12 protein-coding genes are annotated in these 11,975 nt (G+C 70.2%); all 12 read left to right on the forward strand.

Going from position 1 to position 11,975, the window contains the following annotated elements; genetic code table 11:
• A partial coding sequence (locus ACWCRJ_RS44015) for an SDR family NAD(P)-dependent oxidoreductase (RefSeq protein ID WP_450944606.1) occupies positions 1 to 558 on the forward strand: 558 nt, incomplete at its 5' end.
• Between the two features lie 119 nt (positions 559 to 677).
• Complete coding sequence (locus tag ACWCRJ_RS44020) at positions 678 to 971, forward strand: hypothetical protein (RefSeq protein WP_450944607.1); 294 nt, start codon at positions 678 to 680, stop codon at positions 969 to 971.
• Positions 968 to 1,627 (forward strand): response regulator, encoded by a 660-nt coding sequence (locus tag ACWCRJ_RS44025; protein WP_450944608.1) that lies wholly within the window; start codon positions 968 to 970, stop codon positions 1,625 to 1,627. The genes ACWCRJ_RS44020 and ACWCRJ_RS44025 overlap by 4 nt, the downstream gene beginning before the upstream one ends.
• 57 nt (positions 1,628 to 1,684) lie before the next feature.
• Positions 1,685 to 2,302 carry a class I SAM-dependent methyltransferase gene (locus tag ACWCRJ_RS44030; protein ID WP_450944609.1) on the forward strand — a complete coding sequence of 206 codons (618 nt, stop codon included), beginning with the start codon at positions 1,685 to 1,687 and terminating at the stop codon, positions 2,300 to 2,302.
• The gene (locus ACWCRJ_RS44035; RefSeq protein WP_450944610.1) at positions 2,299 to 3,132 is read left to right on the forward strand and encodes an enoyl-CoA hydratase/isomerase family protein; all 834 of its coding nucleotides are present in this window, start codon (positions 2,299 to 2,301) and stop codon (positions 3,130 to 3,132) included. Before ACWCRJ_RS44030 ends, ACWCRJ_RS44035 begins: the two co-directional genes overlap by 4 nt.
• Before the next feature lie 224 nt (positions 3,133 to 3,356).
• Complete coding sequence (locus ACWCRJ_RS44040; RefSeq protein WP_450944611.1) at positions 3,357 to 4,994, forward strand: MFS transporter; 1,638 nt, start codon at positions 3,357 to 3,359, stop codon at positions 4,992 to 4,994.
• Positions 4,991 to 5,551, forward strand: coding sequence for a PaaI family thioesterase (locus tag ACWCRJ_RS44045; protein ID WP_450944612.1), 561 nt, complete (start codon positions 4,991 to 4,993; stop codon positions 5,549 to 5,551). The genes ACWCRJ_RS44040 and ACWCRJ_RS44045 overlap by 4 nt, the downstream gene beginning before the upstream one ends.
• An 89-nt stretch (positions 5,552 to 5,640) precedes the next feature.
• On the forward strand, positions 5,641 to 6,339 hold the full coding sequence (locus ACWCRJ_RS44050; RefSeq protein ID WP_450944613.1) for an SDR family oxidoreductase: 699 nt from the start codon (positions 5,641 to 5,643) through the stop codon (positions 6,337 to 6,339).
• A gap of 78 nt (positions 6,340 to 6,417) precedes the next feature.
• Positions 6,418 to 7,068: a (2Fe-2S)-binding protein gene (locus tag ACWCRJ_RS44055; RefSeq protein ID WP_450944614.1), complete on the forward strand. Its 651-nt coding sequence runs from the start codon at positions 6,418 to 6,420 to the stop codon at positions 7,066 to 7,068.
• A gap of 12 nt (positions 7,069 to 7,080) precedes the next feature.
• Positions 7,081 to 8,061 (forward strand): FAD binding domain-containing protein, encoded by a 981-nt coding sequence (locus ACWCRJ_RS44060; protein WP_450944615.1) that lies wholly within the window; start codon positions 7,081 to 7,083, stop codon positions 8,059 to 8,061.
• Positions 8,058 to 10,253, forward strand: coding sequence for a xanthine dehydrogenase family protein molybdopterin-binding subunit (locus ACWCRJ_RS44065; RefSeq protein WP_450944616.1), 2,196 nt, complete (start codon positions 8,058 to 8,060; stop codon positions 10,251 to 10,253). Before ACWCRJ_RS44060 ends, ACWCRJ_RS44065 begins: the two co-directional genes overlap by 4 nt.
• A 136-nt stretch (positions 10,254 to 10,389) precedes the next feature.
• Entirely contained in the window at positions 10,390 to 11,547 is a 1,158-nt protein-coding gene (locus tag ACWCRJ_RS44070; protein ID WP_450944617.1) for an XdhC family protein, read from the forward strand.
• Positions 11,548 to 11,975 lie beyond the last annotated feature (428 nt).

Raw genomic sequence — 11,975 nt, forward strand, 5'->3', positions numbered from 1 at the left:
GCGGGCGCGGCCGAGGAGTCCTCCGCCGCCCAGGCCCAGCACCTGTTCGACATCAACGTCTTCGGCGTGATCCGCATGACCAACGCGGTCCTGCCCCACATGCGTGCGGCGGGCAGCGGACGGATCGTCAACATCTCCTCGATCGTGGGGTTCATGCCGCAGCCCTACATGGCGGTCTACGCCGCCTCCAAGCACGCCGTCGAGGGCTACTCCGAGTCCGTCGACCACGAGCTCCGCGAATACGGCATACGGGTCCTGCTCGTCGAGCCCGCCTGGACCAGCACCGCCTTCGACGCCGCCAGCGTCCGCCCCGACCAGCCCCTGGACATCTACGCCAAGCAGCGCCACGTCTTCGAGGAGTACATGGCCGCAGCGGTCAAGGACGGCGACGACCCCACCGTCGTCGCCAAGGAGATCGTCGCCGCCGCCACCGACGACAAGCCCAAGGTCCGCTACACCGCCGGCGCCATGACCGGACGCGTCCGCACCATGCGCCGCGTCGTCCCCACCCGCATGTTCGACCAGCAACTGCGCAAGATGAACCAACTGCCCGCCTGACCACCCCCACCAACGCGGGTACACCACGCCGGCATCACCACGAACCTGCTGCTGTTCGGCGGGCCGGCCCTCCATATCGGCGCGCGGACCCGGCACGGGACGACCCAGCTCGACGAGCCTTGTCACAACTGGTCGCGCTGTCCTCCGCTCTGGTCATCGGCTGCGCCGTCAGGGCAACAGCCCCGGCATACCTGGTGGCCGTCATCGCCGCCGTACTGACCGAGTCCGAAGGCCGTCGGCTCCACGGCGACGTGCGTGCGAAGCCGATCCCACCACCCACGCCGCTGACCTGCGGCACTTCCCCGACCCACCACATTCGTCGACTCACCGACTCACCGGAGCCTTTCATGAACCTCTCCACCCACGCCGTCCTCATCACCGAGGCCGACCGGGGCCTCGGCCGGGCGCCATGACGGAGACCAGCGTGTTGATCTGTGATGGCCAGGAGTTGATGCGGGTCGCCTTGCGCAGGGTGGTGGACAGTCAGCCCGACCTCACGGTCGTCGGTGAGGCCGACCAGGGCGAGGAGGCTGTGGCGAAGGCACTCACACTGCGCCCCGACCTCGTCCTCATGGAGGTGCGGCTGCCACGCCTGGACGGCATCTCGGCCACCGAGCAGGTACGCGCTGCCCTGCCCGACACGCGAGTGCTCGTCCTCACCGCCTGCGACCGGGACGAGTACGCCTACGCGGCCCTGCGTGCCGGAGCGAGCGGCTTCCTGGTCAAGGACACACCGGCCGCCGAGTTACTCGTCGCCGTGCGCGGTGTGCTGCGCGGCGATGCGGTGGTCGCTCCGTCGGTGACGCGGCGGCTGATCGACCGGTACGTCAGGGGCGCCGTCGCTCCTCTCGCCGGGAAACGCCTTGACATACTCTCCGACCGCGAGCGTGAGGTACTGGGCCTGGTCGCCCGTGGGCTGAACAACGCGGAGATCGCGGGGAAGCTGTTCCTCGGCGAGACCACGGTCAAGAGCCACGTGGCCCACATCCTCGCCAAACTGCGCGCCCGCGACCGGATAGGGGCCGTCGTCCTGGCCTACGAGAGCGGACTGGTTCGTCCTGGCGGATGACCCCGTCGGGCGACTGGGATGGTTTCCGACGAGATGGCCGGTGCCTAGGTTCTGGGCATGTCGATCATGCGCGAGTTCCTGCGCCGCCCCCGACGCACCGGAGCCGTCGCTCCCAGTTCCGCCACGCTCGCGCAGGCCATGACCGCCGGCCTGGACCTGGAACAAGCGGACGTCGTGGTGGAGTTGGGGTCCGGAACAGGCGCGATCACCGAAGCGATCGTGCGACGGCTGGCTCCGGGGGCGCGGCTGGTCGCGGTCGAGCTCAACCCGGTGCTCGCCCGCCGGCTCGCGGACCGGTACCGGGACAGCGCCGTCGAGGTGGTCCACGGTTCGGCCGAGGACCTGTCGACGCTCACCCCCTACCCCGTCGACGTCATCGTCTCCGGTGTGCCGTGGACCGTCATGCCGCACGAGCGGCAGCGCCGGATCCTCGACGCGGTGACCGGCGTACTGCGTACGGGCGGCCGGTTCAGCACCTTCGCCTACGTCCACGCGGCATGGACACCCCCGGCCCGCCGGTTCGCCGCCGAGCTGACCGCACGGTTCTCCTCCGTGGAGCGCAGCCCGGTCGTATGGCCGAATCTCCCGCCGGCGTACGTGCACCGAGCGGTCATGCCAATCCGCACACCACTTCTCACCCCCACCCGAACACCTCAGCACCGGAGCACACCATGACGCAGCACAGCATGTTCAGCATCGAGACCGTGGCGCCGAAGATCCGGAGGGTCACCTTCACGAATCCGCCGGTGAACGTCGTCGGTGCGGACACCGTCGGCCAGCTGATCGACGTCGTCGACGAGTTGAGTCGGGACGAGGAGGTCCAGGTCGTCGTCTTTGACAGTGGCACTCCCGGATACTTCTTCAACCATGCCGATCTCGGCCAGGTGCCCGAACTCCTGGCCTCCAACGGCGCGGACGGGACCCCGACGTTCGTCGAGCTCGTCACCCGCCTGACCAGTGCCCCGTTCATCAGCATCGCCTCCATCCGTGGGCGTACACGGGGCGGAGGGGACGAGATCACCCTGGCCTTCGACCTGCGCTACGCCAGCCGCGAGGAAGCCTTCTTCTGCCAGCCCGAGGTCGCGATCGGCATCGTCCCGGGCGGGGGAGGCAGCGACCGGTTGGCCCGGCTGCTGGGACGGGACCGCGCGCTCGAGGCGGTCCTCACCAGCGAGGACTACGACGCCGAGCGCGCCGAGCGGTACGGATGGGTGACCCGGGCCGTCCCCGACGCCGAACTCGACGACTTCGTCAACGGTGTCGCGGCGCGCATCGCGTCCTTCGACAAGCAGTCCGTCCTGGGCGCCAGGGCCCAGATCAACCGGTCGACCCTGCCGCCGGTGGCCGACCTGCGGGCGTCCTGGGCGGAGTTCGCGGAGTCCGTCAACTGGCCGGGATTCCAGGCGCGGGTGCCGCAGCTGGGGAAGGCCATCGCCGAGATCGGTCTCGACGAGATCGAGCGGAACCTCGGTCACTACGCAGCCCTCATCAACCAGCAGGGATAGACGCCGAGGACGCGGCCGAGCGCCGGGCCGCCTGCTGACCCACAGCCCATGCCTGGCCGTGCCAGGTGGTGCCGCACGTCAAGCGCCGGCGTTCGCCACTGCGGACCTGCGGACCTGCGGACCTGCGGACCTGCGGACCTGCGGACCTGCGGACCTGCGGACCTGCGGCCGTGTGTCCCGCAACCAACTCTCACCACATCCTCGGGGAACGAGGAAGGACCTCCATGACCAGGGACCGTGTCCCCTCGACCGACGCCTCCGTGTCGGCGGCCGGCCGCCTGCCGGGCGGTCGCAGAGGCAGTCCTCGGGCAGGAAACGGCGGACGAACCGCCGTACGGCGCGGGGAACTTCTGACACTGGTGGCGATGTGCCTGGGCGTGATGATGACGTTCCTGCTCATCACCGCCACGATCTCGGCGCTGTCGGCGATCCAGGCCGACCTGCACGTCAGCCCGAGCACGCTGATCTGGATACCCAGCGCGTACACGCTGGTCGTGGCCAGTCTGGTGTTGTCGGCCGCGACGCTGGGCAATCTCCTCGGCCGCAAGCGGATGTTCTGCGTCGGCGTGGTGATCATGATCTCGGGCGGGCTGCTGGCCGCGACCGCCGACACCACCGCCACGGTGATCGCCGCACAACTGGTCGCCGGCCTCGGCGGCGCGCTGATCCTGCCCAACAGCCTGGCCATCCTCGGTGCGACCTTCACCGACCCGCACCGGCGGACCGAGGTGATCACCGCATGGGCGGCGTCGTCGGGCATCGGCCTGGCCATCGGCCCACTGCTCGCCGGTGTCCTGCTCGACCACTCCAGCTGGCACGCGGTGTTCGTGTCGACCGCCGTCCTCGGGGTGATCACGCTGCTGGTCGCGGTCCCGTTCGCCGCGGAGTCCCTGGCCCTCGGCGAACGCCTGGACGTGTCCGGTGCGCTGCTGGGCACGGTGACGATCGCGGGTCTGGTCTACGCGCTCATCCAGGGCGGCCAGGACGGATACACGACGGCCCCCGTCCTCGCCTCGTGGATCGTGGCGGTGGTCGGCGCGGTGGCGTTCGTCGTCGTCGAACTACGGGTCGCGGCGCCGATGCTCGACGTACGGCTCTTCGCCTCACGGTCGTTCAGCGCCGTGATGGTCATCGCCGCGGTGGCGCTGTTCGGCTTCACCGGCGTTGCCGTGCTCGTGGTGATGTTCTACAACAACGTCCAGCACCTGAACGCGCTGGACACCAGCTGGCGCATGCTGCCCCTGTTCGGCGTCTACGTCGTCACGGCGTTCCTCACCGGCAGGGTGATCCGGCGTACCGGCTTCAAGGCGCCCCTGACGCTCGGCCTGCTGCTCGGCGCGCTCGCCGTCCTCGGCCTGACCACGGTCGGCCCGGACACCCCCTACAGCCAGGTCTGGCCGCTGTTCGCCTTGTTCGGGGCCGCCTGCGGCCTGGTCATCGCGCCCAGCACGGCCGCCGCGCTGGTCAGCGTCGCCCCTGAACGCGCGGGCATGGCCTCCGGCGCCGTCAACACCGCCCGGCAGGTCGGCGCGGTCATGGGCACCGCGCTGCTCGGCTCGCTGTTCACCGGCCGTGTCACCGCGGATCTGCCCCGGCAACTCGCCGCGCATGGCGTGCCCGCCGCCGCCCGCGCACCCGTCGAGCAGGCCGTCGCCTCCGGGACGACCGCCACCACCGCACCGACCGGCGCGGTGCGCGCGGCGATCGAGGGCGCCTTCACCTCCGGCGTGCACGCGGGCCTGGCCGTCGTCGCCGCGGTCTTCTTCACCGCCGCCGTGCTCGCCCTGACCGCTGTACACAATCGCCCCCACCAGAACGGAACGCACATGCCCGCCCCCACGCCCACCCCCACCGCCTCATGAGCACGCACCCCACCCCTCAGCACCGCGCCTACACCTGGCAGGATCCCCGCCCGACCGCCGAGGCCATCGGGCAGATGGGCGGCCTGGAGGTGCTGCAGGGAATCGGCAAGGGAACGCTGCCGACCCCGCCGGCCATGGACACCCTCGCCATCGAACCCGCCGAGATCGAACCGGGCCGCACCGTGTTCGAGCTGACCCCCGCAGGCTGGCACTACAACGCGCTCGGCACCGTCCACGGCGGCGTCCTCGCGACTCTCGCCGACAACGCGCTGGGCGCCGCCGTCTTCACCCGCCTGCCCGCCGGAACCGGCTACACCACGCAGGGCCTCAGCATCACCTTCCTGCGCCCGGTCACCGTCGACACCGGCCGCATCCGCTGCGAGAGCACGGCTGTCCATGTCGGCCGCCGTAGCGCCTATGCCACCGCCACGATCACGGACCTCACCGGCAAGCTGCTCGGCCACGCGACGACGACCTGCCTGATCTTCCCGGCCGACGGCCGTCAACCCGCACCTACCCCTCACAAGGCCGCCCAGAGCGCCTCTCCGGCTTCCTGATCTGCGGCTGAACCACGTCCAGGCACGGAACACCCACCCACCCCGATCCGATCAACAACCCCCCACACCCAAGGCAACAGGGACTTCTCATGGACCTCTCCACCAGCACCGTTCTCGTCACCGGAGCCAACCGCGGCCTCGGCCGCGCCCTCGCCGCAGAGCTGCTCGGCCGCGGCGCGTCCGTCTACGCCGGTGCCCGCAACCCCGACCAGGTGGACCTGCCGGGCGTCAAGCCGATCGCGCTCGACATCACCGACCCCGCCTCGGTCGCTGCCGCCGCCAAGGCCACGGGTGACGTGACGGTCCTGATCAACAACGCCGGCATATCGGTCGGCGGCAACCTGCTCACCGGCGACCTGGACGACATCCGCCGGGACATGGACACCAACTTCTACGGCACCGTCTCGGTGGTCCGGGCCTTCGCACCGCAGATCGCGGCCAACAACGGCGGCGCGATCCTGAACGTCCTGTCCGCCCTGTCCTGGTTCACCTTCCCGGATCTCGGCTCCTACTCCGCCTCCAAGTCAGCCCAGTGGGCGCTCACCAACGCCCTGCGCCTCCAGCTCGCCGACCAGGGCATCCGGGTGGCCGGACTGCACGTCGGCGGCATGGACACCGACATGTCCCGGGATCTCGACGGGCCCAAGACCGCCCCCGCCGACGTCGCCCGCCTCGCCGCCGACGGCCTCGCCGACGGCGCCTACGAGATCCTCGTGGACGACATCAGCCGCCAGGTGCAGGGCGGGCTGGCCGGAGGCGTCGCGGCGCTGTACCCGCAGCTGCCCTGACCGACAGTCGTCCGCCACGCGGATGAGCGAGACCAGCAACCTCTGCACCCGAACTGTCGCCGAACGAAGAGAGTGGCCATGTCCACCGAACTTCCCGAGTCATTTCCTCCCCCCGACGGTCCGATGCCGGCCCCGTCCTCGGCCCCGTCCCGACGCACGTTCATCGCCACGACGACCGCCGTCGGTGGCGCCGTGATGGCGGGCGGCCTGGTCGCGGGAGCCTCCCTGCCCGGTGCCGAGGAGGCGTCCGCCGCCGAAGCGTCACCCAGCGGTCGTGTCTCCCTGACCGTGAACGGCAAGCGGCACACCACCGTGATCGACAACCGGACCTCCCTGCTGGACCTGCTGCGCGAACACTTCGCTCTGCCCGGCACGAAGAAGGGCTGCAACGCCGGTGCCTGCGGCGCCTGTACGGTCCTCGTCGACGGACGGCGGGTCAACTCCTGCCTGACGCTGGCAGTACGCCTGGAGGGTGCCGAGGTCACGACCATCGAGGGCCTGGCCGACGGCGACGAACTGCACCCGCTGCAACGGGCGTTCGTCGAGCAGGACGCCTTCCAGTGCGGGTTCTGCACGCCGGGGCAGATCATGTCCGGCGTCGGCTGTATCGAGGAGGGTCACACCGACTCGCCGGAGGAGATCCGGGAGTGGATGAGCGGCAACATCTGCCGCTGCGGCTGTTACGTCAAGATCGTGCGGGCGGTCGAGCAGACCGCGCGCGGGAAATGAGGCCCGGCCACCATGTATCCCTTCTCCTTCACCAAGGCCGCGGACACCCGGAGCGCACTCGCGGCCGGGCAGCGCGGCGGGCGTTACATCGCCGGGGGCACCACCTTGGTCGACCTGATGCGCGAGACCGTCGAGCGCCCCGAGACGCTGGTGGACATCAGCGCACTGCCGCTGCGCAAGGTCACGGTCACCGAGCGCGGGGGCCTGCGCATCGGCGCCCTGGTGCGGATGGCCGAGGCCGCCGCCCACCCCAAGGTCCGCACCACCTACCCGGTCATTTCGCAGGCGCTGGAGCTGAGCGCATCAGCCCAGTTGCGGAACATGGCCACCATCGGCGGCAACATCATGCAGCGCACCCGCTGCACGTACTTCCGTGACGTGACCGCCGCCTGCAACAAGCGCGAGCCCGGCTCCGGTTGCGCGGCGCTCGAAGGCTTCAACCGCACTCACGCGATCCTCGGCACGTCGGAGGACTGCGTGGCCACGCACCCCTCCGACGTCGCCGTGGCCTTCGCCGCACTGGAGGCGAAAGTGCACCTGCTCGGCCCGGACGGGGAGCGCGGCGTCCCCTTCGCCGACTTCCTCCTGAAGCCCGGCCGTACCCCGAACCGTGAACAGGCCCTGCGCAAAGGCGAGTTGATCACCGCCGTGGAGATCCCGGCCCTTCCTCGCCCGCTGAAGTCGGGCTACCTGAAGGTCCGCGACCGGCAGTCCTACGAGTTCGCCCTCACCTCCGCGGCCGTCGCCCTGCACATCCGCGGCGGGGTGATCCGCGAGGCGAAGGTCGCCGCCGGAGGCGTCGGCACCGTGCCGTGGAAACTCCCCGCGGTCGAGCGGCACCTGATCGGCGAACGCCCCTCGAAAGCCCTGTGGACGGCCGCTGCGGAGCGAGCGGCGGAGGGAGCCCGTCCCCTGGAGCACAACCGCTTCAAGGTCGAACTCCTGAAACGCACCGTCGAACGCCAGCTGCGCATCGTAGGAGGCACCGCATGAGTCCGCAGCCGCAGGCAGCCGTCGGCGCCCCGCTCTCCCGGGTGGACGGCCGGTTGAAGGTCACCGGCCAGGCGCTGTACGCCGTCGATCACGACATCGACGGAGCCGTGCACGCGGTCGTCGTCGACAGCGGCATCGGCCGGGGCCGCATCACCGGCATCGACACCCGCGCCGCCCTCGCCCACTCCGGCGTCCTGAAGGTGATCAGCCACCTCAACGCGCCCAAGCTGCCCTACCAGCGCAATCCGCTCCCCACCGCCCCGCCGGGCGAACGGCTGCACGTCCTCCAGGACGACAAGGTCCATTTCCACGGACAGCCGGTCGCCGTCGTGGTGGCCACCACTCTGGAGGCCGCCCAGCACGGCGCGAGCCTGGTGAAGGTGACCTACGACGCCGAGCAGCCGTCGACCGACATGACCGACGCACCGGCAGGCGAGCCCCAGAAATACACACGCGGCGACGCGGCAAAGGCGCTGGCCTCAGCTCCCGTACGCATGGAGATGACCTACCACCTTGCCCGCAACAACCACAACGCGATGGAGCCGCACGCCACCACCGCCCGCTGGGACGGCGACAAGCTCACCGTGTGGGACAAGACCCAGTGGGTCTTCGGCACACAGATAGAACTCGCCGTGGTGTTCGGTGTCGCGCCGGAGTCTGTGCGCGTCATCTCGCCGTTCGTCGGCGGCGGCTTCGGCAGCGGACTGCGGGCCTGGCCGCACGTCACCATCGCGGCCCTCGCCGCCCGCGAGACGAAGCGCCCCGTCAAACTCGCCCTGACGCGCAAGCAGTTGTACTTCGGAACGGGCTTCAGGCCCACATACGAGTACGGGGTACGCCTGGGCAGCGACCGGCGCGGCCGGCTGACCGCCATGACCCACGACGTACGCGCCGAAACGTCGAGCTACGAGACGTTCATGGAGTCCGTCCTGGTCCCGGGGCAGATGCTCTACAGCATGCCCCACGTGAGCCAGGAGTACCGGACGGTACCGCTGGACGTGCACACCCCGCTGTTCATGCGCGGCCCCGGATACACCACCGCCTCCTACGCCATCGAGTCGGCGATGGACGAACTCGCCCACAAGCTGGGCATCGACCCGATCGAGCTGCGACTGCGCAACGAACCCGCCGAGGACGAGTCCAGCGGGCTGCCCTTCTCAACTCGCAGGCTGCGCGAGTGCTACACCGTCGGCGCCCGCGAGTTCGGCTGGCACCGCCGGAACCCGAAACCGCGCTCCACCCGGGACGGCGACTGGCTGATCGGCACCGGCATGGCCACCGGTGTCTACGACACGGCCCGCCAAAACGCCCAGGCGTCGGTCAGGCTGGACGCCGACGGGACCGCGCTCATCCAGTCCGCGGCCAGCGACATGGGCCCGGGCACCTACACCTCCAACACCCAGCTCGCCGCAGACGCCCTCGGCCTGCCCATGGGCAAGGTGGCGTTCCGCCTCGGCGACTCCCTCATGCCGCCCGCCCCGCCGCACGGCGGCTCCTGGACCATGGCCAGCGTCGGATCGGCCGTCCAGGACGGCTGCGACACACTGCGCAAGCAAGCCATCAAACTCGCCGTCGAGGACGAGAAGTCGCCGCTGCACGGCCTCGACCCCACCACCGTCGTCGTCCGCGCCGGCCGACTGCACGCGAAGAACAACCCCACACGCGGCGAGACCTACCGGCAACTCCTGACCCGCAACAACCGCACCCACCTCGAAGCGATGGGCTCCTTCACCCGGCCCACCGGACCAGAGCGGCACTCCCTGTTCGCCTACGGCGCGGTCTTCACCGAGGTCGCCGTCGACGCCCGCCTGGGTCTGGTCCGGGTCCGGCGGATGCTCGGCGTCTACGACGCGGGCCGCATCATCAGCCCCAAACTCGCCGACAGCCAGGCCCTCGGAGGCATGGTCGGCGGCATCGGCCAGGCCCTCCTCGAACACACGGTCACCGACCACCGCGACGGCCGCATCGTCAACGCCGACCTAGCCAACTACCTCGTCCCCGTCAACGCGGACATCCCCGACCTCAAGGCCATCTACCTCGACGGCGACGACCGTGAGGCCGACCCCATCGGCGTCAAGGGCCTGGGAGAGATCGTCCAGGTCGGGGTGGCGCCCGCCATCGCCAACGCCGTCTTCCACGCCACCGGCCGCCGCGTCCGGGAACTGCCCATCACCGCGGAAGCCCTGCTCTGAGCAGCGGGGTTTCTCTCCGACCGTCCGGCGGCAGGTGAGCGGCCCACCGCCGGACACCAGGGCCGCCGCGGTGTCACCTCTCCCGCGCCGACACCGCGGCGGCCCGCCCAACACCGTTACCCACGGAGACCTCTCCATGCTGAACATCGCAGACACGCTGCACGCCTGGTGCCGCGACGGGCGCCCCTTCGCCCTTGCCACCGTCGTCCAGGTCAGCGGCAGCGCACCCCTGCCCCCCGGCACAGCGCTCGCCGTCGACGCCGACGGCACGGTGGTCGGCAGTATCTCCGGCGGCTGCGTCGAAGGAGCCGTCTACGACCTGTGTCAACAGATGCTCCAGAACGGTGGCGGCCCCGCACGCGCCCGCTTCGGCTACTCCGACGACGACGCCTTCGCCGTCGGCCTGACCTGCGGAGGCGAGATCGACGTCCTGGTCCAGCGCGTCGAACCGACAGCCCAACCCCACCTGACCGCCGCCCTCGAAGAAGCGGTACGGGGCAGACCCGCCGCCGTGGCCCAGATCATCGACGGCCCCGCCGAACTCGTCGGCCGCACCCTCACCCTCCTCGGCGACGGCAGTACATACGACGGCACCCTCGGCGGCGAGAACGAGGACCGGGCGGTCGTGGCACGAGCCCGCGCCCTGCTGAGAACGGGACGCACCGCCGTGATCGACATCGGCGGAGACCCCGACACCTGCCCCACCAAGCTCTCCGTCCTCGTCCACACCCACGCCACACCACCCCGCATGCTGATCTTCGGAGCCGTAGACTTCGCCGCCGCCCTCAGCCAGGCCGGGAGCTTCCTCGGCTACCGCGTCACCGTCTGCGACGCCCGCCCCGTCTTCGCTACCCCTGCCCGCTTCCCCCACGCCGACGAAGTCGTCGTCGACTGGCCCCACCGCTACCTCGCCACCACCGAGACCGACGCCCGCACTGCCATCTGCGTCCTCACCCACGACGCCAAGTTCGACATCCCCCTGCTGAGCCTGGCGTTGAGCCTCCCCGTCGGATACATCGGCGCGATGGGCTCCCGCCGCACCCACGAGGACCGCAACCAGCGGCTGCGCGAGGCCGGTGTCACAACGGCCCAACTCACCCGCCTCAACTCCCCGATCGGACTCGACCTCGGCGCCCACACCCCCGAGGAAACAGCCATCTCCATCACCGCCGAGATCATCGCCCACACCCACCGGGCCCCCGGTACGCCCCTGTCCCATGGCACCGGCCCCATCCACCGTGCCGACCCCACGGCCCCGGCTCCCGCACCTGCACCCGCTCGAACCGCTGCGTGACCCATCGTCCCCGTCGTGTTGCACGTCATGGAGGTCGATTCAGAGGAGCTGTACAGCGACTCAATCGGCCGCGTCCCCCCGGCCCGTGATCGCCAACACCGACCGACATGCTGCTCGCGCCGCTGCCTGACGCCTCAACTGTTCTCCGAGCCGTCGGCCGACTGGCCGCTGCGGATTCTCGCCCCGCCGACCCGGTGAGGACCCGCTCGGCGCCTCCCGCTCGCCCTCCATAACGGATACGAGAGTGCTGCGACTCGCTCTCTAATTGATGCCTTGATGTTGCTTTTTCTTTTATAGTTGATACATTGATGGAACTGATCGGGAGTCGCCCCGATCCCGCGAGTCAGGAGTTCGAAATGGTGACGACAGCACGACGGGTGGCTCTGGTGACGGGTGCGTCCTCCGGTATCGGCAGGGCGGCCGCGCTG

This window comes from Streptomyces sp. NPDC002324 (genome assembly GCF_053593335.1).

Bases quoted from the DNA above. Each gene is read 5' to 3' on its own strand.
- ACWCRJ_RS44070 (WP_450944617.1), top strand. From the start codon at position 10,390: ATGCTGAACATCGCAGACACGCTGCACGCCTGGTGCCGCGACGGGCGC.
- ACWCRJ_RS44030 (WP_450944609.1), top strand. From the start codon at position 1,685: ATGTCGATCATGCGCGAGTTCCTGCGCCGCCCCCGACGCACCGGAGCC.
- ACWCRJ_RS44035 (WP_450944610.1), top strand. From the start codon at position 2,299: ATGACGCAGCACAGCATGTTCAGCATCGAGACCGTGGCGCCGAAGATC.
- ACWCRJ_RS44050 (WP_450944613.1), top strand. From the start codon at position 5,641: ATGGACCTCTCCACCAGCACCGTTCTCGTCACCGGAGCCAACCGCGGC.
- ACWCRJ_RS44060 (WP_450944615.1), top strand. From the start codon at position 7,081: ATGTATCCCTTCTCCTTCACCAAGGCCGCGGACACCCGGAGCGCACTC.
- ACWCRJ_RS44065 (WP_450944616.1), top strand. From the start codon at position 8,058: ATGAGTCCGCAGCCGCAGGCAGCCGTCGGCGCCCCGCTCTCCCGGGTG.
- ACWCRJ_RS44040 (WP_450944611.1), top strand. From the start codon at position 3,357: ATGACCAGGGACCGTGTCCCCTCGACCGACGCCTCCGTGTCGGCGGCC.
- ACWCRJ_RS44055 (WP_450944614.1), top strand. From the start codon at position 6,418: ATGTCCACCGAACTTCCCGAGTCATTTCCTCCCCCCGACGGTCCGATG.
- ACWCRJ_RS44025 (WP_450944608.1), top strand. From the start codon at position 968: ATGACGGAGACCAGCGTGTTGATCTGTGATGGCCAGGAGTTGATGCGG.
- ACWCRJ_RS44045 (WP_450944612.1), top strand. From the start codon at position 4,991: ATGAGCACGCACCCCACCCCTCAGCACCGCGCCTACACCTGGCAGGAT.